We start from the raw sequence: 21,148 nt of genomic DNA, 5'->3' as shown, positions 1-21,148 counted from the left end.
TGTCCAAGGAAAAGTTCGAACGCAAGAAGCCGCACGTGAATGTGGGGACGATTGGTCATGTGGACCACGGGAAGACGACGCTGACGGCGGCGTTGACGGTGGTTCAGGCGAAGAAGTACGGCAGCGATGCGCGTGCCTTTGACCAGATTGACAACGCGCCGGAAGAGAAGCAGCGCGGGATCACGATTGCGACGGCGCACGTGGAGTACGAGTCGGACACGCGCCACTATGCGCACGTGGACTGCCCGGGGCACGCGGACTATGTGAAGAACATGATCACCGGTGCTGCGCAGATGGACGGTGCGATCCTGGTGGTTTCGGCGGCGGACGGCCCGATGCCGCAGACGCGGGAGCACATCCTGCTGTCGCGCCAGGTGGGTGTGCCGCACATCGTGGTGTTCCTGAACAAGGCGGACATGGTGGACGATCCGGAGCTCCTGGAGCTGGTGGAGATGGAAGTCCGCGATCTGCTGTCGAGCTATGATTTCCCGGGTGACGACACCCCGGTGGTCACCGGTTCGGCGCTGAAGGCGCTGGAAGGCGACGAAAGCGAGATGGGCGCCCAGGCGATCCATAAGCTGGTTGACGAGATGGACCGCTTCATCCCCGAGCCGGAGCGCGCGGTGGACGGTGCGTTCCTGATGCCGGTGGAAGACGTGTTCTCGATTTCCGGTCGCGGCACCGTGGTCACCGGTCGCGTCGAGCGCGGCGTGGTCAAGGTGGGCGAGGAAGTGGAGATCGTGGGTCTGCACGACACGCAGAAGACCACGGTGACCGGCGTGGAGATGTTCCGCAAGCTGCTGGACCAGGGCGAGGCCGGCGACAACGTGGGCGTGCTGCTGCGCGGCACCAAGCGTGACGACGTGCAGCGCGGCCAGGTGCTGTGCAAGCCGGGCTCGATTACTCCGCACACCCAGTTCGAGGCGGAAGTGTACATCCTGAACAAGGAAGAGGGCGGTCGTCACACGCCGTTCTTCAACGGGTATCGTCCGCAGTTCTATTTCCGGACGACGGACGTGACGGGTTCGGTCGAGCTGCCGGAAGGCACCGAGATGGTGATGCCGGGCGACAACGTGAAGATGACGGTGTCGCTGATCAGCCCGATCGCCATGGAAGACGGTCTGCGTTTCGCGATTCGCGAAGGCGGCCGCACCGTGGGCGCCGGCGTCGTCTCCAAGATTATCGAGTAAAGATCCATGGCTAATCAGCGTATTCGAATTCGGCTCAAGGCCTTTGACCACCGTCTCATTGACCGGTCAGCGGCCGAAATCGTGGAAACAGCGAAGCGGACCGGGGCCCGGGTCAAGGGCCCCATTCCGCTGCCGACCAAGCGGGAGTCGTACACCGTGCTGACCTCCCCGCATGTCAACAAGGACGCGCGGGATCAGTACGAGCTGCGTACCCACAAGCGCCTGATGGACATCATGGATCCCACGGACAAGACAGTGGACGCGTTGATGAAGCTGGACCTGGCCGCAGGGGTCAATGTTCAGATTCGACTTAACTAAGCGGAAACTTTCTGTCATAATATTGGGCTTTCCGTGGCCCGGCGTTCGGCGCCGGGCCACGACTTTGGGGCGCAGGGCCGCGCCAGCGATTACGAAGGGGTTGGAAAATGGCTCTTGGACTCATTGGTCGCAAGCTTGGAATGACGCGCGTGTTCACCGAAGAGGGCGCGTCGGTGCCGGTCACGGTGCTCGAGGTGGACAATAATCGCGTGGTCCAGGTGAAGCGTGCCGACAGCGATGGCTACGACGCGGTGCAGGTCACGGCCGGCTCGCGCAAGCCGCAGCGGGTGAACCGCGCGGCGAGCGGGCACTTCGCCAGGGCCGAAGTCGAACCCGGGCGAGGGCTCTGGGAATTCCGCCTCGATGGTGAGGAGGCCGAGGGCCTGAGCCCGGGCGACGCGATGACCGTCGAACGGTTCGAAGAGGGCCAGATGGTCGACGTGACCGCGCAGAGCAAGGGCAAGGGTTTCCAGGGGACGGTCAAGCGGCACAACTTCCGTACTCAGGACGCCACCCACGGTAACTCGCTGGCCCATCGGGCGCCGGGATCAATCGGGCAGAACCAGAGCCCGGGTCGCGTGTTCAAGGGCAAGAAGATGGCGGGCCAGATGGGCGCCGAGCGAAAGACCATTCAGAATCTCAGTGTGGTCCGGGTCGATGCGGATCGCGGACTGCTGTTGGTCAAGGGTGCCGTTCCCGGTCCGTCCAGCGCGGACGTGATGATCCGGCCGGCAGTCAAGGCGAAGGGTTGATAACGATGCAGATGACAACAGCCGATACCGGGGCCAGTGTGGAGCTGTCGCCCGCCTGCTTCGAACGCGAGTTCAATGACTCGCTGGTCCACCAGGCCGTGGTGGCGCAATTGGCGGCCGCCCGTCGTGGGACCCGCGCGCAAAAGACTCGTTCGCAGGTCTCCGGAGGCGGTATCAAGCCGTTTCGGCAGAAGGGTACGGGGCGAGCGCGCGCCGGTACGATCCGTAGTCCGCTGTGGATCGGTGGCGGCAAGGTGTTTGCGGCTCGCACGCGGGATTTCTCGCAGAAGCTGAACCGGAAGATGTATCGCGCCGCGCTGGCGTCGATCCTTTCCGAGCTGGTGCGGCAAGAACGGCTGAAGATCGTTTCCAGCTTCAGCGTGGATAGCGGCAAGACGCGTGATGGCGTCGCCGCGCTGCGCCAGCTCGGGATGGAGTCCGGTCTCGTCGTTCTCGATGCCGAGGATGAGCGGACCGACCGGGCATTGAGGAACGTGCCGCGCGTGGATGTGGCGACACTGGGCGAGATCGGTCCGGCCAATCTCGTCGGAGCCGAAACCGTGGTGATGACCGAAGCGAGCGTGCGCCGGATCGAGGAGTGGTTGGCATGAATGGCCGTCTGATGCAGGTAATCCAGGGCCCGGTGGTGTCGGAAAAAGCGACGATGGCCGGGGAGGTCGGGCAATACGTGTTCAAGGTGCTGCCCGATGCAAGCAAGGCCGAGGTGAAGGCTGCCGTCGAGCAGCTCTTCGAGGTGCGCGTGGAAGGCGTGCGCACGCTGCGGCAGCAGGGCAAGACCAAGCGGTTCGGTCGCCAGTTCGGGCGGCGGAATCACTGGAAAAAGGCCTATGTGTCGCTGGCCCCGGGCGAAAGCATTGACATGGGTGAAGGGGAGCAGCTCTGATCATGGCTATTATCAAGACCAACCCCACGTCGGCCGGTCGCCGGCACACGGTGCAGATTCGCGGAGACGGTCTGCATCGAGGCGAACCATATCCGGGCCTCGTCGAGAAGAAGCAGCGGACCGGCGGGCGCAACAACACCGGCCGCATCACTTCGCGGCATATCGGCGGTGGGCACAAGCAGCGCTACCGTACGGTCGACTTCAAGCGGACGAAGGATAATATTCCGGCTCGCGTCGAGCGGCTGGAATACGATCCGAACCGCAGTGCTCATCTGGCGCTTCTGCTGTATCGCGATGGCGAACGTCGGTATATCATTGCGCCGCGCGGGCTGAAAGTCGGGGACACCGTTTCGAGCGGCTCGCAGGCGCCGATCCGGCCCGGCAATGCCATGGCGCTGCGGTCCATCCCGGTGGGCACCACGGTGCACGGCATCGAGCTGAAGCCTGGCAAGGGCGCGCAGCTAGTGCGCTCGGCCGGTGGCAGCGCGCAGGTGGTGGCTCGTGAAGGGCAGCTGGCAACGGTCCGGCTCGCGTCCGGAGAGATGCGCCGCATTCAGTCCGAGTGCCGTGCCGTGGTCGGCGAAGTCGGACACTCCGAGCATTCCCTGCGCAAGTTTGGCAAGGCCGGCGCACGCCGCTGGCAGGGCAAGCGCCCGACGGTCCGCGGTACGGCGATGAACCCGGTCGACCATCCGCATGGGGGCGGTGAAGGCCGCAACTTCGGTCGCCATCCGGTGACCCCGTGGGGGCGCCCGACCAAGGGATTCAAGACCCGTAACAACAAACGTACCGACCGCATGATTGTGCGTCGGCGCAAGAAGTAACGGAGCACGAGCATGCCGCGTTCACTGAAGAAAGGCCCGTTCGTTGACCATCACCTGCGCCAGAAGGTGGAAGTGGCGGCGGAAAAGAACGACCGTCGTCCGATCAAGACCTGGTCCCGGCGTTCGATGATCATTCCGCAGATGGTGGGTCTCACCATCGCGGTGCATAACGGGCGGCAGCATGTCCCGGTGCTCATCAACGAGAACATGGTTGGCCACAAGTTGGGCGAATTCGCCGCGACCCGGACCTTCAAGGGTCACATCGCCAACAAGAAATCGCGCTGAGGACGGTTTGATGGAAACGATCGCAAAACTCCGGTTCGCGCGGATGTCGCCGCAAAAAGCGCGGCTGATTGCTGACCAGGTTCGCGGCATGCCGGTAGAAAAGGCGCTGAACGAACTTGCGTTCAGCCGCAAGAAACCGGCGGCCATCGTCAAGAAGGTGCTGGAATCGGCCATCGCGAACGCTGAAAACAACGACGGCGCCGACATCGACGAACTACGCGTGTCGCGGATCCAGGTCGACGAAGGCCCGGTGCTGAAGCGCATGCAGGCCCGGGCCAAGGGCCGCGGCAATCGTATTCTTAAGCGCACGAGCCACGTGATCGTGGGTGTCAGCGAGAAGGGGGCGAAGTAAGCATGGGTAACAAGGTACATCCGACCGGCATTCGCCTCGGCATCTCGCGCCCGTGGTCCGCCACCTGGTATGCGGACGGCGAGGACTTCGGCGCTACGCTGAACAACGACATCCAGCTGCGGGAATTCCTCCTGAAACGGCTGAGCCACGCGTCCGTGAGCCGCGTGATCATCGAGCGCCCCGCTAAGGCAGCGCACATCACGATTCAGACCGCACGTCCGGGTATCGTGATTGGCAAGAAGGGCGAGGACATCGAGAAGCTGCGCCGGGAAGTGGCGCGCGAGACGGGTCTGGACCAGGGTTCGGTCAAGATCAATATCGAGGAGGTCCGCAAGCCCGAAATCGAGGCCCAGCTGGTGGCCGAAGGCATCGCCCAGCAGCTGGAGCGCCGCATCATGTTCCGTCGGGCGATGAAGCGGGCGGTTGGGAACGCGGTGCGCCTGGGCGCCGAAGGCATCAAGGTGCATGTTTCGGGTCGCCTGAATGGCGCCGAAATCGCCCGGTCCGAGTGGTATCGGGAGGGTCGTGTTCCGCTGCATACGCTTCGTGCGGATATTGACTACGGATTCGCAGAGGCGCGAACGACTTACGGAATCATCGGCGTGAAGGTCTGGATCTTCAAGGGTGAGGTCTTCAGCCTGGAGCCCACCGAAGGCCGCCGCGCCGCGGCCAACGCGAGCTAGGACATAAGCCATGTTGCAGCCAAAAAGAACCAAGTTCAGGAAGCAGTTCAAGGGGCGCAACCGCGGTATGGCGTCCGTGGGGGCCAAGGTGAGCTTCGGCGAGTACGGGCTCCAGGCGGTCGAGCGCGGTCGCGTGAACGCCCGGCAGATCGAAGCCGCACGGCGGGCGATGGTCCGTCACATCAAGCGCGGCGGAAAGATCTGGATTCGGGTGTTCCCCGATGTGCCCGTCACCAGTAAGCCTCTCGAAGTCCGCATGGGCAAGGGCAAGGGCGGTGTCGAGTACTGGGTATGCAAGGTCCAGCCGGGCCGCATGCTTTACGAAATGGAAGGGGTCAACGAGGACGTCGCGCGCGAGGCGTTTCGGCTCGCCGCTGCGAAGCTCCCCGTGAAGACCGTGTTTACGCGTCGGCAGGTGATGTGATGAAAACGTCCGAACTCAGGAACAAGTCCGATCAGGAACTCGGGGGCGAACTCGAGGCCCTGTACAAGGAACAGTTCGGTCTGCGCATGCAGCAGGCCGTCGGGCAGCTTTCGCGTCCCGACCGCATGAAAACCGTGCGGCGCGACATCGCCCGGATCAAGACGCTGATGAACGAACGCAGAACGGCGGGTTAACGAAGATGAACCAGGAAACGACGAAAACCCAGCGCTCCGTTGTGGGTCGCGTGGTCAGCGACAAGATGGACAAGACCCGCACGGTCGTGGTTGAACGGCGCGTTCGGCACCCGCTGTATGGCAAGTTCATTCGCCGCTCGACGAAGCTCCGCGTCCATGACGAGGAAAACGTGTCGAAGGAAGGCGATCGCGTACGGGTTCGGGAGTGCCGGCCCATGTCGAAACAGAAGCGCTTTGCCCTGATCGAAGTGGTCGGGCGCGACGCGCTGTGAACCGGATCCCGGGAGAACATCCATGATTCAGATGCAGACCGTCCTTGAAGCCGCCGATAACTCCGGCGCGCGCCGCATGCAGTGCATCAAGGTCCTGGGCGGATCCCATCGGCGATACGCGCGGATCGGGGACGTCATCAAGGTGTCCGTCAAGGACGCCATTCCCCGGGGCAAGGTCAAGAAAGGCGACGTGTACAATGCCGTGGTCGTGCGTACCGCCTCCGGCGTCCGTCGCTCCGATGGATCGGTGATCCGGTTTGACCGTAACGCTGCGGTGCTGCTGAACAGCCAGTACCAGCCGGTCGGGACCCGCATCTTTGGCCCGGTGACCCGTGAACTGCGTGGAGAGAATTACATGAAGATCATTTCTCTCGCGCCGGAAGTGCTTTGAGGACGTCATGAAAAAGATTCGCAAGGGTGACGATGTCGTCGTGATCGCCGGTAAGGACAAGGGCCGGCGTGGCACGGTGATCAAGGTGCAGGACGACCAGGTCCTGGTGCAGAACATCAACATGGCGAAGAAACACCAGAAACCGAATCCGCAGCAGGGCGTCAGCGGCGGCATCATCGAGAAGGAGATGCCGATGCATATTTCGAACGTTATGCTGTACAACCCGGCAACCGCCAAGGGTGACCGGGTCGGAATTCGGACGCTGGAAGATGGCCGAAAGGTTCGGGTGTATCGCTCGAACGACGAGGTCGTGGACGCTTAACTGCAGGAATATCGGTTTATGGAACGCTTGAAAGAAGATTACGAGTCCAGGATCAAGCCGGCCCTGCAGGAGCAGTTCGGTTACGGCAACGTCATGGAGATCCCGCAGGTCACCAAGGTCACCCTGAACATGGGGCTTGGAGATGCGGTCGCTGACAAGAAGATCATCGAGCATGCGATGGGCGACATGACGGCGATCGCGGGGCAGAAGCCGGTCGTGACCCGGGCGCGCAAATCCATCGCCGGATTCAAGATTCGCGACGGATATCCGATCGGTTGCAAGGTGACGTTGCGGCGCCGCCAGATGTACGAGTTTCTGGATCGTCTGATCAATATCGCGCTGCCTCGTGTACGCGATTTCCGCGGCTTCAGTCCGAAGGCGTTTGACGGCCGCGGCAATTACACCCTCGGGGTGAAGGAACAGATCATCTTTCCGGAGATCGATTACGACCGCGTCGATCGCCTCCGGGGGATGGACATTACGATTACGACCAGCGCCAAGACGGACGCGGAAGCCCGGGCTCTCCTGGAGGCCTTCAACTTCCCCTTCCGGCAGTAAAGAGGTAAGAGGAATGGCCAAGGTATCGATGGTCCAGCGTGAGCGTAAGCGTGAGCGCCTGGCGAAGAAGCACGCCGAGAAACGGCAGGAACTCAAGGCGATTCTCGTCGACGAGAACCGGTCCGGCGAAGAGCGTCTGGAGGCGATGAACAAGCTGCAGAAGCTGCCGCGTGACTCCAGTCCCGTGCGGCAGAAGAATCGCTGTGCCGTGACCGGTCGGCCGAAGGGTTACTATCGCCGGTTTGGCCTGGGCCGAAACAAGCTTCGCGAGTACGCCATGAAGGGCGAGATTCCGGGGCTGCGCAAGGCGAGCTGGTAAGGAGAAACCGCCATGATGACCGATCCGATCGCCGACATGCTCACCCGGCTGCGCAATGCACAGCGCGCCGACAAGGAGCAGGTGTCGATCCCGTATAGCAAGAACAAGGAAGCGATTCTCCGTGTTTTCGCGGACGAGGGCTTCATCGCCGATTACCGTTCGGAAGGCGAAGGTGCTCGCAAGGTGTTGATCGCCACCCTGAAATATTTTCAGGGCCAGCCGGTGATCGAGACCGTTCAGCGCATCTCACGGCCGGGGCTGCGGATTTACCGCGGCAAAAACGAGCTGCCCCGCATCAATGCCGGTCTGGGTGTGGCCGTGATCTCCACGCCGCGCGGCGTGATGAGCGATCGCGCCGCACGCGAGATCGGTCAGGGCGGCGAAGTGCTCTGCAAGATCTACTGAGGACGATTCGATGTCTCGCATTGCAAATCTGCCGCTGGAGCTGCCCAACGGGGTGTCTCTCGATCAGCAGGGCGACCGCATCACGGTCAAGGGGCCCAAGGGGGAGATCTCCCTCTCCGTCCCCGAGACCGTGCTGGTCTCCGTCGAGGACAATACCGTGAGCGTGCAGCCCAGCGAGAAGGCGAAGACCTACGCGATGGCCGGAACCATTCGGTCGTTGCTCGGCAATCATGTCCATGGCGTGAGCCAGGGCTTCGAAATCGTGCTGGAACTGGTCGGGGTTGGATACCGGGCACAGGTTCAGGGCAAGAACCTGAATCTGACGCTCGGGTTTTCTCATCCCATCGATTTCACGATTCCGGAGGGCGTGACCGTCGAGGCCCGTTCGCCCACCGAAATCGCCGTGCAGGGGCATGATCGTCAGAGCGTCGGCCAGGTGGCCGCCGATATCCGCGCGCTGCGTCCCCCGGAGCCCTACAAGGGCAAGGGCGTGAAGTACAAGGACGAGCGTATCCAGCGCAAAGAAGCCAAGAAGAAGTAGGTAGGCACCAGTGGACAAGAAACAGGCCAGAATCAAGCGGGCACGTCGGGCGCGGTACAAGATTCGCGAGCAGGGCGTTCACCGTCTCTGTATCCATCGCACGCCGCGGCACATGTATGCACAGCTCATCGCCCCCAACGGCGACAATGTGGTGGCCGCGGCCTCCACGGTCGAGAAGGACCTGCGCGAGGCAGGAACCTACACCGGGAATGCGGACGCGGCCGCGCGCGTGGGTCAGAAGATTGCCGAGCGTGCGCGCCAGGCGGGTATCCAGGAAGTCGCATTCGACCGTTCCGGATTCCGCTTCCATGGTCGGGTGAAAGCCCTGGCCGATGCTGCCCGCGAGGGCGGGCTCCAGTTCTAGCAGACGGACCCAGCGGAGATAACAATGGCACGTAATGATGTAAGTGAAGCCACCGATGGGCTCCAGGAAAAGCTGATCGGCGTCAACCGTGTAGCCAAGGTCGTCAAGGGCGGCCGGCAGTTCCGGTTCGCCGCCCTGACGGTAGTCGGCGATGGCGAAGGCCGCGTGGGCTTCGGGTATGGCAAGGCGCGCGAGGTTCCGCAGGCGATTCAGAAGGCGATGCAGCAGGCGCGCCTCGAAATGCGGGATGTGGCGTTGCAGGAGGGCACGTTGCACTACGCCGTGAACGGCCGCCACGGGGCGGCGAAGGTCTACATGCAGCCGGCGTCCGAAGGTACCGGAATCATCGCCGGCGGCGCGATGCGCGCGGTCCTGGAGGTCGCGGGCGTCAAGAACGTTCTGGCGAAATGTGTCGGATCCCGCAACCCCATCAATGTGGTGCAGGCGACGATCAACGGACTGGCCATGGTGAACTCGCCCGAACTGATCGCGGCGAAGCGCGGCAAGTCGGTCGAAGACGTGAAGAGCTGATCATGAGCAAACTCAAAGTGAAACTCGTGCGCAGTCCGGCGAATCGAATCCGCAGCCACAAGGCGACGGTTCGGGGTCTCGGTCTGCGCCGGATGCACAGCACCTCGGTGATCGAGGCGACGCCCGAGAATCTGGGGATGGTGCGCAAGGTGCGCTATCTCCTGGACGTAGAGGAAGTCTGAAATGCGACTGAATGAGATTGCGAGCCCGCAGGGCGCCCGGAAGGCCGGGAAACGGGTCGGTCGCGGCATCGGCTCCGGCCTGGGAAAGACCGGCGGACGTGGCCACAAGGGGCAGAAATCTCGCTCCGGCGGTTTCACCAAGACCGGCTTTGAGGGTGGCCAGATGCCGTTGCAGCGTCGGCTGCCCAAGGTCGGCTTCCGCTCGCGCCGGCAGGCCGAAACGGCCGAAGTGCGCCTGAACGAACTGAACCGCGTTGGCGGCGAGGTCAGTCTGGAGACGCTGAAGCAGGCGGGTGTCATCCCGGCCGAGGCGCGTGCAGCGAAGATCTTCGCCTCGGGCGAGGTGTCCGGTGCGGTCACCGTCCGTGGTGTCCGGGTCTCCAGGGGTGCGCGCGCGGCGATCGAGGCCGCGGGCGGCAGCGTCGAGGTCTGACAATGGCGCGCGGACCGGCAGCCCGAGCGGGTGGTGGAGGCGGACTGACCGGCTTCACCGAGTTGCGCAAACGCCTGCTGTTCGTGCTGGGCGCGCTGGTGGTCTATCGGATCGGGACGTTCATTCCGGTGCCGGGCATCAATCCGGTCGCGGTTCAGCAGTTCTTTGAACAGCAAAGCGGCACCATCCTGGACATGTTCAACATGTTCTCCGGCGGTGCGCTGGAGCGTCTGTCGGTCTTTGCGCTGGGAGTGATGCCGTATATCTCGGCGGCCATCATCATGCAGCTTCTGGCTGCGGTGGTGCCGTCTCTGCAGCAATTGAAAAAGGAAGGGGAAGCCGGCCGCCGGAAGATCACACAGTACACGCGGTATGGCACCGTGGTGCTGGCTCTGTTTCAGAGTATCGGGATCGGTATCGCGCTGAACGGGCAGACCATCCAGGGCATGCCGATGGCGTTGAATCCGGGTCCGATCTTCATCTTCACCGTGGTGGTGTCGCTGGTCACGGGAACGCTGTTCCTCATGTGGCTCGGTGAACAGATCACGGAACGGGGCATTGGTAACGGCATTTCGATCATCATCTTCGCCGGAATCGTGGCGGGTCTGCCGGGCGCGATTGGCGGAACGCTGGAACTGGCGCGGACAGGCGAGCTGGCTGCCGCCTTTGTGGTGATCCTGCTGATCCTGGCGCTGGCGGTTACGGCCTTCGTGGTCTTCGTGGAGCGCGGCCAGCGGCGAATTACGATCAACTACGCCAAACGGCAGGTGGGTCGCAAGATGGTCGGTGGGCAGTCGTCCCACCTTCCGTTGAAGCTGAACATGGCCGGGGTGATCCCACCGATCTTCGCGTCGAGCATCATCCTCTTCCCGTCGACACTGGGACAGTGGTTCGGGCAGGCCGAGGGGATGGACTGGCTGCGGGAGATCTCGACCACGCTGGCGCCCGGGCAACCGTTGTACGTGGGCTTTTATGCCGCCGCGATCATATTTTTCTGCTTCTTCTATACCGCGCTGGTATTCAATTCGCGGGATACGGCGGAGAACCTGAAAAAACAGGGTGCGTTCATTCCCGGGATCCGTCCCGGTGTGCAGACGGAGCGCTACATCGACGGTGTGATGACCCGGCTGACAGCAGTGGGTGCGGTGTACATCACCGCGGTGTGTCTGCTGCCCGAGTTCCTCATCCTGTACTGGAACGTGCCGTTCTACTTTGGCGGGACGTCGCTGCTGATCATCGTGATCGTGGTCATGGACTTCATGGCGCAGCTGCAGTCGCACCTGGTATCGCACCAGTATGAAGGCCTGATGAAGAAGGCGAATCTCAAGGGTTTCGGCGGGACCGGGATCCGCTAGCACAGGAGAAGTAAAATGAAGGTACGCGCATCCGTTAAGCCGATTTGCCGCAACTGCAAGGTGGTGCGTCGCAACGGGACCGTTCGTGTGATCTGTACGGAAGCCCGTCACAAGCAGCGCCAGGGCTGAGCTTGGCCGCTGACCGAAACGCTGATACTATAGTCGGCTTTGCCGAATCTTGATGGAGAAGTTGGATGGCTCGCGTCGCTGGAATCAATATTCCTGATCAGAAGCATACGGTGATCGCACTGACGTCGATCTATGGCATTGGTCCCACGCGTGCCCGGCATATCTGCGATTCCGCCGGGGTGCGTCCGGAGATGAAGGTGAGGGATCTCACCGATGCCGAGGTGGATGCGCTGCGGGCCGAGGTCGACAAGTTCCCGGTGGAAGGGGACCTGCGGCGCGAGATCAGCATGAACATCAAGCGACTGATGGATCTCGGTTGCTACCGGGGCGTACGCCATCGTCGCGGCCTTCCGCTGCGCGGGCAGCAGACGCAGACCAACGCGCGCACCCGCAAGGGCCCGCGGCGTCCGATTCGCAAGTAACACGACTGGGAATACAGGTTAATGGCACAAGCGCAGACCCGGACCAAGAAAAAGGTCCGCAAGAACATCACCGAGGGCGTCGCGCATGTCTACGCGACGTTCAACAACACGATCATCACCATCACCGATCGCCAGGGCAACGCCATCAGCTGGGCGACGTCCGGCGGGTCCGGCTTTCGCGGCTCGCGCAAGTCGACGCCCTTCGCCGCGCAGGTGGCGGCCGAGCGCGCCGGCAATGCAGCGGCGGAGCACGGGGTGAAGAACCTGGACGTCGAGGTCCGCGGCCCGGGGCCGGGGCGCGAGTCGGCGGTGCGTGCGCTGAATAACGCGGGTTTCAAGATCACGAACATCAGTGACGTGACACCAATCCCGCACAATGGTTGCCGGCCGCCCAAGAAGCGGCGCGTCTGAGGCTGGAGTCGAATTATGGGTCGTTATATTGGACCGAAATGCAAACTGAGTCGTCGCGAGGGTGCCGATCTCGGTCTGAAGAGCCGGGCGCGCGCACTCGAGACGAAGTGCAAGCTGGATCAGCCGCCGGGTCAGCATGGCGAACGCCGTACGCGGCTTTCGGACTATGCGGTACAGCTGCGCGAGAAGCAGAAGCTGCGCCGGACGTACGGTGTACAGGAAAAGCAGTTTCGTAATTATTACCACAAGGCTGCGCAACGGAAGGGTTCGACCGGCGAGAATCTCCTGAAGCTCCTCGAAGGCCGTCTGGATAACGTGGTCTATCGCATGGGCTTCGGCTCGACGCGCTCCGAAGCGCGCCAGCTCGTGGCGCATCGCGCGATTCTGGTCAATGGCCGGGTTGTGAACGTGGCGGCCTATCAGGTTCAGCCGGCGGATGTGGTGAGTGTTCGCGAGAAGGCCCGCAAGCAGGTTCGGATCCAGGATTCCATGACCCTGGCCGAACAAAGCGGTCTGCCCGAGTGGGTGGAGGTCGACAGCAGCAAGTTCGAGGGCACCTTCAAGGCGGTGCCGGATCGTGCGGATCTGCCGGCCGACATCAACGAGTCGCTCGTCGTCGAGCTTTATTCGAAGTAACCGCCAGCGGGCATTTCGCCGGGAGCATCAATGCAAGCCAACGAACTGGTCAACAAACAGCAGATCGAGGTCGAGTCCGAGGCGCGGAATCAGTCGCGCGTGGCGCTCGAGCCGCTGGAGCGGGGATTCGGGCACACGCTCGGCAATGCGCTGCGGCGGGTGCTGCTGTCTTCGATCCCGGGTGCGGCGATCGTCGAAGCCCGCATCGAGGGCGTGCTGCACGAGTACACGACCATTGAGGGTGTGCAGGAAGACGTCGTGGACATCCTGCTCAACCTGAAGGGCGTGGCGCTGCGCATGCATGCGCGGGATGAGTCGACGCTCACGCTGAAGAAAAAGGGTCCGTGTACGGTGACCGCTGCGGACATCCAGGTGGACCATGACGTCGAAGTGGTCAATCCGGAGCACGTGATCGCCACGATCAACAAGGACGTTGAACTGGACATGACGCTGACGGCGCGCACGGGGGAAGGCTACGAGCCGGTCACCGCCCGCCAGAGCGGCGGCGAGACGGACGAAACCGGGATTGGTCGTCTGCAGCTGGACGCGACGTTCAGCCCGATTCGTCGTGTGGCGTATCGGGTGGAAAGCGCCCGTCTGGCCCAACGTACGGACATGGATCGGCTGGTGCTGGAGCTGGAAACGAACGGAGCAATTGCTCCGGACGATGCCGTTCGGCAGGCTGCGACCATCCTGCAGGGGCAACTGGCGCCGTTCGTCGATCTGCAGGAAGAGGCCGCCGAAACCGCGACCGGTGGTGCCAGTGCCGTGGATCCGGTGCTGCTGCGTCCGGTGGACGAGCTTGAGCTTACCGTGCGCTCGGCGAACTGCCTGAAGGCCGAGAACCTGTACTACATCGGTGATCTGGTCCAGCGTACGGAAGTGGAGCTGCTGCGTGCCCCGAATCTCGGCAAGAAGTCGCTGACCGAGATCAAGGACACGCTTGCGACCCACGGGCTTTCCCTGGGTATGCGGCTGGAAAACTGGCCGCCGCCGGGTTTGCGGGACGAGAACGAGTAATCAGTGGGCGTCACACGCCAATAGCATTCAGAGGATAGTCCAATGCGTCATCGTCATTCCGGCCGGCAGCTCGGCCGCAACAGTTCGCACCGCAAGGCCACCATGAAGGCGCTGACGAATGCGCTCATTCGGCACGAGCTGATCAAGACCACACTGCCCAAGGCGAAGGAGCTTCGCCGGGTAGCCGAGCCGTTGATCACCCTGTCGAAGAATGACAGCGTGCATGCACGGCGCGAGGCGTTCTCCCGGCTGCGGGACAAGGAAACCGTAGGCAAGCTGTTTTCCCAGCTTGGTCCGCGTTACCAGGAACGCCCGGGTGGGTATCTTCGCATCCTCAAGTGCGGCTTCCGCGCGGGGGACAACGCGCCGATGGCCTACGTGGAGCTGGTGGACCGTCCGATGCCTGACGAGGAAGAGGCGGCCTGACGCCAGGTCGGTTGCCGCTGTGAGATGAGGCCGCCCTTCGGGGCGGCCTTTTTCGTTTGGGGATCGTGGTCTGGCCCGTGGGGTAACAGTGCGGGCGGGTCGAGTTTGCGCCGGGCGCGTCAGGCAGAGGCATTCTCGCTGGCGGGCCAGGGGGTGAGCATCGGGCCGAGGAAGTGGCCGGTATGGCTGGCGGGGGTGGCCGCGACGGTTTCGGGTGTTCCGGCGACGATCAGCTGCCCGCCCCCGCTGCCGCCCTCGGGGCCGATGTCGACCAGCCAGTCGGCCGTCTTGATGACGTCCAGGTTGTGTTCGATGACCACGATGGTGTTGCCGTGGTCGCGCAGACGATGCAGGACGCGAAGCAGCTGGGCGATATCCTCGAAGTGGAGACCCGTAGTCGGTTCGTCGAGGATGTAGAGGGTCTTGCCGGTGTCGCGTTTGGACAGTTCGCGGGCGAGCTTGATGCGCTGGGCTTCGCCGCCGGAGAGGGTGGTGGCGTTCTGCCCGAGCTGGATGTAGGAAAGCCCGACCTCCATCAGCATTTCGAGCTTGCGATGGATGACGGGTACCGGCTGGAAGAAGTCCAGCGCCTCTTCGACGGTCATCTCCAGTACTTCATGGATGTTCTTTCCCTTGTAACGAACCTCGAGGGTCTCGCGGTTGTAGCGCTGGCCGCGGCACACGTCGCAGGGCACGTAGACGTCCGGGAGGAAGTGCATCTCGACCTTGATGACGCCATCACCCTGGCAGGCCTCGCAGCGCCCGCCGCGCACGTTGAAGGAAAAGCGGCCGGGCTTGTAGCCGCGTGAGCGGGCCTCAGCGGTGGCGGCGAACAGCTCCCGGATGGGGGTGAACAGGCCGGTGTAGGTCGCGGGGTTGGATCTTGGCGTGCGGCCGATCGGGCTCTGGTCGATGTCGACCACCTTGTCGATCCGCTCGAGCCCTTCGATGCGGTCGTGGTCGGCGACCGGATGCCGCGCGTTGTGCAGGGTGTTGGCGGCGGCGGGATACAGGGTGGCGTTGACCAGGGTGGACTTGCCGGAGCCGGAGACACCGGTCACGCAGGTGAACAGCCCCAGTGGGAATTCAAAGTCGCCGCCGCGCAGATTGTTGCCGCGCGCACCGCGAACCCGGAGTGTATGGTCCGGATCGGCGGCGTGGCGCTGGTCGGGGATCGCGATACTGCGCCGCCCCGAGAGGTAGGCGCCGGTCAGGGAGCCTTCGCTGGCGGCGATCTCGGCCGGTGTGCCCGCGGCCACGACTTCACCGCCATGGCGGCCGGCCCCGGGTCCGATGTCGAGGACATGATCGGCTTCGCGGATGGCGTCCTCGTCATGTTCCACCACGATGACCGTGTTGCCGAGGTCGCGCAGGCTGGCCAGGGTGTTGAGCAGGCGCGCGTTGTCCCGCTGGTGCAGGCCGATGGAGGGTTCGTCGAGGATGTACATCACGCCGACCAGTGCCGAGCCGATCTGTGACGCCAGGCGGATGCGCTGGGCCTCGCCGCCGGAGAGGGTTTCGGCGGAACGGTCCAGCGTCAGGTAGTCCAGGCCCACATCCACCAGGAAACCGAGCCGCGCGGCGATCTCGCGGACGATCTTTTCCGCGATGCGTGCGAAGCGCCCCGGCAGCTCGAGGTCGTCGAAGAAGGCCTGGGCGCCGGCGACGCTCATGTGCGTGATCTCCGGCAGGGTGTGGCCCTTGACGAACACGTTGCGAGCGGCGGCATTGAGACGGGTGCCATGGCAGGAGGGGCAGGGCTGCTCGTTGAGATAGCGCCCCAGTTCCTCGCGCACGGCTGCCGAATCGGTCTCACGATAACGGCGTTCGAGGTTGGGGATGATGCCCTCGAAGACCCGGTGGTCGGTGCGCAGGCGCCCGTTCGCGGCCGGGGTGCTCAGGGGGATCTCCTCGGTGCCGGAGCCGTGCAGGATCACGGCCCGGACCTCCGCCGGCAGGTCCTTCCACGGCGTCTCCACATCGAAGCCGTAGTGGCGTGCCAGGCTGTTCAGGAGGCTGAAGTACCAGGCGTTGCGGCGATCCCACCCCCTTACCGCGCCCCCGGCCAGGCTGACCTCGGGCTGGGCGACCACACGCTCGGGGTCGAAATACTGGTGCACGCCCAGGCCATCACAGGTGGGGCAGGCACCGGCGGGATTGTTGAAGGAGAACAGGCGCGGTTCCAGTTCGCGCAGCGCATAGCCGCACACCGGGCAGGCGAAGCGGGCCGAGAAGGTCATCGGCTCGCGTTCCGGCTCGTCCATCCAGGCGACCAGCGCCAGGCCGTCGGCCAGCTCGGTCGCGGTCTCGAAGGATTCGGCCAGGCGCTGCCGCAGGTCCTCGCGGACCTTGAAGCGGTCGATGACGATCTCGATATTGTGCTTGCGTTTGGGGTCCAGCTCGGGCAAGGCGTCCAGTTCGTGGATCTCGCCGTTGATGCGCGCACGCAGATACCCGTGGGCACGCATGGATTCCAGCAGCTTGTGGTGTTCGCCCTTGCGGTCGCGCACCACCGGCGCCAGCAGCATCAGCTTTTCGCCTTCGGGCATCTCCAGTACCTGGTCGACCATCTGCGAGATGGTCTGTGCGGCCAGGGTCTCGCCGTGATCAGGACAGCGCGGCTCGCCGGCGCGGGCGAACAGCAGGCGCAGGTAGTCATAGATCTCGGTGATGGTGCCGACGGTCGAGCGGGGGTTGTGGGAGGTGCTTTTCTGCTCGATGGAGATGGCCGGGGACAGACCGTCGATCTGGTCGACATCCGGTTTTTCCATCATCGACAGGAACTGCCGCGCGTAGGTCGACAGGCTCTCGACGTAGCGTCGCTGGCCTTCGGCGAACAGGGTGTCGAAGGCCAGCGACGACTTGCCCGACCCCGAGACCCCGGTGATCACGATCAGCCGCTCGCGCGGCAGTTCGATATGCAGGTCCTTGAGGTTGTGGGTGCGGGCGCCGCGGATCTGGATGTTCTGCATCATGGGACGACGGATACTCCGGAGTCGTTGGGAAGGGCAGCCGGCGGCTGCCAGCCGGCCATGGTAACATCCGGTCACGGCCCGCCGGAGGCCCGGGGCTCTGGTAGACTCCCGTCCGCGTTCGTTCACCGGCGTGCCATTCAGGAGTCCTGACCACATGAATGCCCGCGAGTTGCGAGCCACCACCGGGCTGGCGGCCATTTATGGAGTGCGCATGGCCGGCCTGTTCCTGATCCTGCCGGTGTTCATGCTGCACGCTGACGATATCCCCGGTGCCACGCCGCTGCTCGCCGGGCTGGCGCTGGGGATTTACGGCCTGACCCAGGCGGCCCTGCAGATTCCGTTCGGCTTGCTCTCCGACCGGCTCGGCCGCAAGCCGCTGATCGCCGCGGGGCTGGGGCTGTTCGTGCTGGGCTCTCTGGTGGCGGGGTTCGCCGAGGACATTCACGGGATCATCCTTGGGCGGGCGCTGCAGGGGGCCGGTGCGGTGGCTGCCGTCGTGCTGGCGCTGACCGCAGACCTGGTGACGGAGGAGAGGCGCACGCGGGCACTGGCGGTGATCGGCCTGACGATCGGCCTTACGTTCACCGTGTCCATGGCGCTGGGGCCGGTTCTGGACCGGGGCATCGGGCTCTCGGGCATCTTTCTGGTCGCGGCGGGACTGGGCGTGCTGGCGCTGGTGATCCTCCTGGTGTGGGTGCCCTCGCCGGGGCGGCTGCGTCAGCACCCGGACATGGTTCCGCAGTGGTCGGCCCTGCCCCGGGTCCTGGCGGACCCCGATCTCGCGCGGATGAATGCGGGGATCTTCATCCTGCACCTGGTCCTGGCGGCGAACTTCCTGGTGCTGCCGACGTTCCTGGTCGACGGGGCCGGGCTGGCACCCGCCGACCACTGGGCCTTCTACCTGCCAGTGCTGTTGACCGGTTTCGCGCTGATGCTGCCCGGGGTGATTCTGGGCGAGCGCCGCCGGCGCATGCACGGGGTGCTGCTGGTGGCCATCGGATTGCTGGTGGTTGTTCAGGCAGCCCTGGGGCTGGTCTTCCATCTGGGCGGCGATGTCTGGGTGCTCGCGCTGTTGATGGTCGGCTTTTTTGCCGCCTTCAATCTGCTGGAGGCAGGCCTGCCCGCGATGGTTTCGCGCGCCGCGCCGCTGGCTCACAAGGGGACCGCGATGGGTGGCTTCGCGACCGCCCAGTTCCTCGGCATCTTTGCCGGTGGTGCTCTGGGCGGGGCGTTGCTGGGCCTCGCCGGGCCGGTGGCGGTGCTGCTGGCCAGCGTGCCCGCGCTGGTGACGTGGCTCCTGCTGGCCCGCGGACGCACCCCGGAGCACCTCGTTACCCGGACCCTTGCGGTGCCCGCGGTCTGGGAGGGGTATCCGGTGCGTTTGCTGGATGAACTGCGCGCCTGCCCCGGCGTCGCGGAGGTCGTGCTGTCACCGGATGCGGGTTCGGTTTATCTGCGCCTGCGGCCGGAGCTACAGGAGGAAGGAGCTCTGCAAGCCTGCCTGGAGCGGGGGCCGGCCCGGTGACCGGCTCGCACTCCGGCGGGCGATCCGCGTCACGCGGGCGGGTTCTGTTGCGCCCGTCAGCGCCTGCTACACTATCGGCTCGATTAACCCGTGCCCGACACAAGGAGTTCCCATGGCCCGCGGAGTCAACAAGGCGATCATTCTCGGCAACCTCGGTGCCGACCCCGAAAAGCGCGAAACGCCCGGCGGGGCGACCGTCACCAACTTCCGCGTGGCCACCACGGAGCAGTGGACCGACAAGCAGAGCGGGGAACGGCGCGAAAACACCGAATGGCACCGGGTCGTAATGTTCGGTCGTCTGGCCGACATCGCCGCGCAGTATCTGTCCAAGGGCTCCCAGGTGTACATCGAGGGCCGGATCCAGACCCGCAAGTGGCAGGGGCAGGACGGTCAGGATCGCTATACCACCGAGATCGTCGCCAGTGACATGCAGCTGGTCGGTGGACGCGGCGGCGGTGGCGCCGGCGGTGCCGCTGCTGCCGGTGGTGGCTACGGCGGCGGTTACGACCCGGGCCCCGGTGGCGGTGGCGACGGCTTCGGGGGCGGTTCGTCCTCCCCGTCGTCCGGTCCGGGCGGCTCCTTCGATGACGATGACGTCCCGTTCTGAGGGGTATCTAAAAGGCACATCAGCTGAGGTGGCCGACACGCAATGACCCGCAAGATCTACATCCAGACCCACGGCTGTCAGATGAACGAGTACGACTCCGACCGCATGCTGGACGCCCTGAAGGCGGACGGCGGTGCGGAGCGTACCGAGGATCCCGAACAGGCCGATGTTCTGCTGCTGAACACCTGTTCGATCCGCGAGAAGGCCCAGGAGAAGGTCTTCTCGCTGCTGGGCCGCTGGCGCGCGATCAAGGAGCGCCGGCCGGGGATGGTGATCGGGGTCGGTGGCTGCGTGGCGAGTCAGGAGGGCGAGGCCCTGCGTCAGCGCGCGCCGTACGTGGATCTGGTGTTCGGGCCGCAGACCCTGCACCGCCTGCCGGAGATGATCCGCGAGGCGCAGCGGGCGCGGGCCCCGGTGGTCGACATCTCGTTTCCCGAGATCGAGAAGTTCGACCGCCTGCCCGAACCGCAGGCCGAGGGCCCCACGGCCTTCGTCTCGGTGATGGAGGGCTGCTCGAAGTACTGCAGCTTCTGCGTCGTGCCCTATACCCGCGGCGACGAGATCTCGCGCCCGTTCGACGACGTGATCGCCGAGGTGGTGGCGCTGGCCGAGCAGGGGGTGAAGGAGATCAACCTGCTGGGGCAGAACGTGAATGCCTATCGTGGTCCGATGGAGGACGGCGACACCGCCGATCTTGCGCTGCTGATCCACTACGTGGCGGCGGTGGACGGGATCGAGCGCATCCGCTTCACCACCTCGCATCCGGTGGAGTTCTCCGACTCCCTGATCCAGGCCTTCGCCGACGAACCCAAGCTGGTCAGCCACCTGCATCTGCCGGTGCAGAGCGGCTCCGACCGGATCCTGGCGCAGATGAAGCGCGGGCACACCGTGGTCGAATACAAGTCGAAGATCCGGCGCCTGCGCGAGGCGCGTCCGGACCTGGATCTGTCGTCGGATTTCATCGTCGGTTTCCCCGGCGAGACCGACGCCGATCACCGGGCGACCATGGACCTGATCGAGGAACTGCACTTCGATTTTTCCTTCAGCTTTATCTACAGCGCGCGTCCGGGCACGCCGGCAGCCTCGCTTCCGGACGACGTGCCGATGGCGGTGAAAAAGGCCCGCCTCGCGGAATTGCAGGCGTTGATCGAGCAGTACGGGCGCGAGCGCAACCAGTCGATGGTCGGCAGCATCGAGCCGGTCCTGGTCGAAGGGCCGGCGAAGCGCAACCCGGACGAGCTCGCCGGACGCACCGCCAACAACCGCATCGTGAACTTCCCGGCCGACCCGGCGCTGATCGGACAGATGGTGCCGGTGGAGATCACCGAGGCCCTGGCCCATTCGCTGCGCGGACGCCGGGTGCAGGAGCCCGCGCCGGCCGTCGCGACGGCCTGATTC

Annotated in this window: 33 protein-coding genes; 32 read left to right on the top strand and 1 reads right to left on the bottom strand. The window is 64.3% G+C overall.

Annotated elements, in window-relative coordinates; translation table 11 throughout:
- The 29 genes from tuf to rplQ form a co-directional block, all read left to right on the top strand.
- On the top strand, nucleotides 1-1,190 hold a 1,190-nt coding region (gene tuf, locus D893_RS06865), incomplete at its 5' end, for an elongation factor Tu (protein WP_019569273.1).
- 6 nt (nucleotides 1,191-1,196) lie between these two features.
- Entirely contained in the window at nucleotides 1,197-1,508 is a 312-nt protein-coding gene (rpsJ, locus tag D893_RS06860; RefSeq protein ID WP_018870684.1) for a 30S ribosomal protein S10, read from the top strand.
- Nucleotides 1,509-1,615: 107 nt separating this feature from the next.
- Nucleotides 1,616-2,260: a 50S ribosomal protein L3 gene (rplC, locus tag D893_RS06855; RefSeq protein ID WP_026288932.1), complete on the top strand. Its 645-nt coding sequence runs from the start codon at nucleotides 1,616-1,618 to the stop codon at nucleotides 2,258-2,260.
- 5 nt (nucleotides 2,261-2,265) lie between these two features.
- On the top strand, nucleotides 2,266-2,871 hold the full coding sequence (rplD, locus tag D893_RS06850) for a 50S ribosomal protein L4 (protein WP_110619414.1): 606 nt from the start codon (nucleotides 2,266-2,268) through the stop codon (nucleotides 2,869-2,871).
- Nucleotides 2,868-3,164: a 50S ribosomal protein L23 gene (rplW, locus tag D893_RS06845; protein ID WP_018870681.1), complete on the top strand. Its 297-nt coding sequence runs from the start codon at nucleotides 2,868-2,870 to the stop codon at nucleotides 3,162-3,164. The genes rplD and rplW overlap by 4 nt, the downstream gene beginning before the upstream one ends.
- A 2-nt stretch (nucleotides 3,165-3,166) precedes the next feature.
- Nucleotides 3,167-3,988 (top strand): 50S ribosomal protein L2, encoded by an 822-nt coding sequence (rplB, locus tag D893_RS06840; RefSeq protein WP_018946635.1) that lies wholly within the window; start codon nucleotides 3,167-3,169, stop codon nucleotides 3,986-3,988.
- A gap of 12 nt (nucleotides 3,989-4,000) precedes the next feature.
- Nucleotides 4,001-4,273 (top strand): 30S ribosomal protein S19, encoded by a 273-nt coding sequence (gene rpsS / locus D893_RS06835; protein WP_018870679.1) that lies wholly within the window; start codon nucleotides 4,001-4,003, stop codon nucleotides 4,271-4,273.
- Nucleotides 4,274-4,283: 10 nt separating this feature from the next.
- Nucleotides 4,284-4,625 (top strand): 50S ribosomal protein L22, encoded by a 342-nt coding sequence (gene rplV, locus D893_RS06830; protein ID WP_018946634.1) that lies wholly within the window; start codon nucleotides 4,284-4,286, stop codon nucleotides 4,623-4,625.
- 2 nt (nucleotides 4,626-4,627) lie between these two features.
- Nucleotides 4,628-5,308 (top strand): 30S ribosomal protein S3, encoded by a 681-nt coding sequence (rpsC, locus tag D893_RS06825; RefSeq protein WP_018946633.1) that lies wholly within the window; start codon nucleotides 4,628-4,630, stop codon nucleotides 5,306-5,308.
- A gap of 10 nt (nucleotides 5,309-5,318) precedes the next feature.
- The gene (gene rplP / locus D893_RS06820; RefSeq protein ID WP_018870676.1) at nucleotides 5,319-5,732 is read left to right on the top strand and encodes a 50S ribosomal protein L16; all 414 of its coding nucleotides are present in this window, start codon (nucleotides 5,319-5,321) and stop codon (nucleotides 5,730-5,732) included.
- Nucleotides 5,732-5,926, top strand: coding sequence for a 50S ribosomal protein L29 (gene rpmC, locus D893_RS06815; protein ID WP_018946632.1), 195 nt, complete (start codon nucleotides 5,732-5,734; stop codon nucleotides 5,924-5,926). Before rplP ends, rpmC begins: the two co-directional genes overlap by 1 nt.
- A 5-nt stretch (nucleotides 5,927-5,931) precedes the next feature.
- Nucleotides 5,932-6,198 (top strand): 30S ribosomal protein S17, encoded by a 267-nt coding sequence (gene rpsQ / locus D893_RS06810; protein WP_018870674.1) that lies wholly within the window; start codon nucleotides 5,932-5,934, stop codon nucleotides 6,196-6,198.
- A gap of 22 nt (nucleotides 6,199-6,220) precedes the next feature.
- Nucleotides 6,221-6,589, top strand: a complete 369-nt coding sequence (rplN, locus tag D893_RS06805) for a 50S ribosomal protein L14 (RefSeq protein WP_018870673.1) — start codon at nucleotides 6,221-6,223, stop codon at nucleotides 6,587-6,589.
- A gap of 7 nt (nucleotides 6,590-6,596) precedes the next feature.
- Nucleotides 6,597-6,911: a 50S ribosomal protein L24 gene (gene rplX, locus D893_RS06800; protein ID WP_018946631.1), complete on the top strand. Its 315-nt coding sequence runs from the start codon at nucleotides 6,597-6,599 to the stop codon at nucleotides 6,909-6,911.
- An 18-nt stretch (nucleotides 6,912-6,929) separates the two neighbouring features.
- On the top strand, nucleotides 6,930-7,469 hold the full coding sequence (rplE, locus tag D893_RS06795; protein WP_018946630.1) for a 50S ribosomal protein L5: 540 nt from the start codon (nucleotides 6,930-6,932) through the stop codon (nucleotides 7,467-7,469).
- Between the two features lie 13 nt (nucleotides 7,470-7,482).
- Complete coding sequence (gene rpsN / locus D893_RS06790; RefSeq protein WP_018870670.1) at nucleotides 7,483-7,788, top strand: 30S ribosomal protein S14; 306 nt, start codon at nucleotides 7,483-7,485, stop codon at nucleotides 7,786-7,788.
- A gap of 12 nt (nucleotides 7,789-7,800) precedes the next feature.
- Nucleotides 7,801-8,193 (top strand): 30S ribosomal protein S8, encoded by a 393-nt coding sequence (gene rpsH, locus D893_RS06785; RefSeq protein ID WP_018870669.1) that lies wholly within the window; start codon nucleotides 7,801-7,803, stop codon nucleotides 8,191-8,193.
- A gap of 10 nt (nucleotides 8,194-8,203) precedes the next feature.
- Nucleotides 8,204-8,734 (top strand): 50S ribosomal protein L6, encoded by a 531-nt coding sequence (gene rplF, locus D893_RS06780; RefSeq protein ID WP_018946628.1) that lies wholly within the window; start codon nucleotides 8,204-8,206, stop codon nucleotides 8,732-8,734.
- A 10-nt stretch (nucleotides 8,735-8,744) separates the two neighbouring features.
- Entirely contained in the window at nucleotides 8,745-9,098 is a 354-nt protein-coding gene (gene rplR, locus D893_RS06775) for a 50S ribosomal protein L18 (RefSeq protein ID WP_018946627.1), read from the top strand.
- Nucleotides 9,099-9,122: 24 nt separating this feature from the next.
- Nucleotides 9,123-9,629 (top strand): 30S ribosomal protein S5, encoded by a 507-nt coding sequence (gene rpsE, locus D893_RS06770; RefSeq protein WP_018870666.1) that lies wholly within the window; start codon nucleotides 9,123-9,125, stop codon nucleotides 9,627-9,629.
- Nucleotides 9,630-9,631: 2 nt separating this feature from the next.
- On the top strand, nucleotides 9,632-9,811 hold the full coding sequence (gene rpmD / locus D893_RS06765; protein WP_018870665.1) for a 50S ribosomal protein L30: 180 nt from the start codon (nucleotides 9,632-9,634) through the stop codon (nucleotides 9,809-9,811).
- A 1-nt stretch (nucleotide 9,812) separates the two neighbouring features.
- The gene (rplO, locus tag D893_RS06760; RefSeq protein ID WP_018870664.1) at nucleotides 9,813-10,244 is read left to right on the top strand and encodes a 50S ribosomal protein L15; all 432 of its coding nucleotides are present in this window, start codon (nucleotides 9,813-9,815) and stop codon (nucleotides 10,242-10,244) included.
- Between the two features lie 2 nt (nucleotides 10,245-10,246).
- Nucleotides 10,247-11,599 carry a preprotein translocase subunit SecY gene (gene secY, locus D893_RS06755; RefSeq protein WP_019590827.1) on the top strand — a complete coding sequence of 451 codons (1,353 nt, stop codon included), beginning with the start codon at nucleotides 10,247-10,249 and terminating at the stop codon, nucleotides 11,597-11,599.
- 15 nt (nucleotides 11,600-11,614) lie between these two features.
- On the top strand, nucleotides 11,615-11,728 hold the full coding sequence (gene rpmJ / locus D893_RS06750; protein ID WP_018935185.1) for a 50S ribosomal protein L36: 114 nt from the start codon (nucleotides 11,615-11,617) through the stop codon (nucleotides 11,726-11,728).
- 65 nt (nucleotides 11,729-11,793) lie between these two features.
- The gene (gene rpsM / locus D893_RS06745; RefSeq protein WP_018870662.1) at nucleotides 11,794-12,150 is read left to right on the top strand and encodes a 30S ribosomal protein S13; all 357 of its coding nucleotides are present in this window, start codon (nucleotides 11,794-11,796) and stop codon (nucleotides 12,148-12,150) included.
- Between the two features lie 21 nt (nucleotides 12,151-12,171).
- Nucleotides 12,172-12,561 carry a 30S ribosomal protein S11 gene (rpsK, locus tag D893_RS06740; RefSeq protein ID WP_110619413.1) on the top strand — a complete coding sequence of 130 codons (390 nt, stop codon included), beginning with the start codon at nucleotides 12,172-12,174 and terminating at the stop codon, nucleotides 12,559-12,561.
- A gap of 15 nt (nucleotides 12,562-12,576) precedes the next feature.
- Nucleotides 12,577-13,197: a 30S ribosomal protein S4 gene (rpsD, locus tag D893_RS06735; RefSeq protein ID WP_018870660.1), complete on the top strand. Its 621-nt coding sequence runs from the start codon at nucleotides 12,577-12,579 to the stop codon at nucleotides 13,195-13,197.
- Between the two features lie 30 nt (nucleotides 13,198-13,227).
- A complete protein-coding gene (gene rpoA / locus D893_RS06730; protein ID WP_018870659.1) occupies nucleotides 13,228-14,217 on the top strand; it encodes a DNA-directed RNA polymerase subunit alpha in 990 nt (329 codons plus the stop codon).
- A 42-nt stretch (nucleotides 14,218-14,259) separates the two neighbouring features.
- Nucleotides 14,260-14,643 carry a 50S ribosomal protein L17 gene (gene rplQ / locus D893_RS06725; RefSeq protein WP_024329960.1) on the top strand — a complete coding sequence of 128 codons (384 nt, stop codon included), beginning with the start codon at nucleotides 14,260-14,262 and terminating at the stop codon, nucleotides 14,641-14,643.
- A 119-nt stretch (nucleotides 14,644-14,762) separates the two neighbouring features.
- On the opposite strand, the gene uvrA is transcribed toward rplQ, so the two are convergent.
- The gene (gene uvrA / locus D893_RS06720) at nucleotides 14,763-17,615 is read right to left on the bottom strand and encodes an excinuclease ABC subunit UvrA (protein ID WP_110619418.1); all 2,853 of its coding nucleotides are present in this window, start codon (nucleotides 17,613-17,615) and stop codon (nucleotides 14,763-14,765) included.
- 157 nt (nucleotides 17,616-17,772) lie between these two features.
- Between uvrA and D893_RS06715 the strand changes: the two genes are divergently transcribed.
- The 3 genes from D893_RS06715 to miaB all read left to right on the top strand — a co-directional run bounded on the left by D893_RS06715 (nucleotide 17,773) and on the right by miaB (nucleotide 21,145).
- Complete coding sequence (locus D893_RS06715; protein WP_110619412.1) at nucleotides 17,773-19,143, top strand: MFS transporter; 1,371 nt, start codon at nucleotides 17,773-17,775, stop codon at nucleotides 19,141-19,143.
- Nucleotides 19,144-19,255: 112 nt separating this feature from the next.
- A complete protein-coding gene (ssb, locus tag D893_RS06710; RefSeq protein WP_018946622.1) occupies nucleotides 19,256-19,750 on the top strand; it encodes a single-stranded DNA-binding protein in 495 nt (164 codons plus the stop codon).
- Between the two features lie 42 nt (nucleotides 19,751-19,792).
- Entirely contained in the window at nucleotides 19,793-21,145 is a 1,353-nt protein-coding gene (miaB, locus tag D893_RS06705; protein ID WP_018946621.1) for a tRNA (N6-isopentenyl adenosine(37)-C2)-methylthiotransferase MiaB, read from the top strand.
- Nucleotides 21,146-21,148: the final 3 nt, after the last annotated feature.

Source organism: Thioalkalivibrio sp. ALE21 (assembly GCF_003208255.1).
In the GTDB taxonomy this organism is placed as follows: Bacteria; Pseudomonadota; Gammaproteobacteria; order Ectothiorhodospirales; family Ectothiorhodospiraceae; genus Thioalkalivibrio; species Thioalkalivibrio halophilus.
Note: the sequence above shows the minus strand (reverse complement) of the source record. Positions and strands in the feature narration are given on the sequence as shown.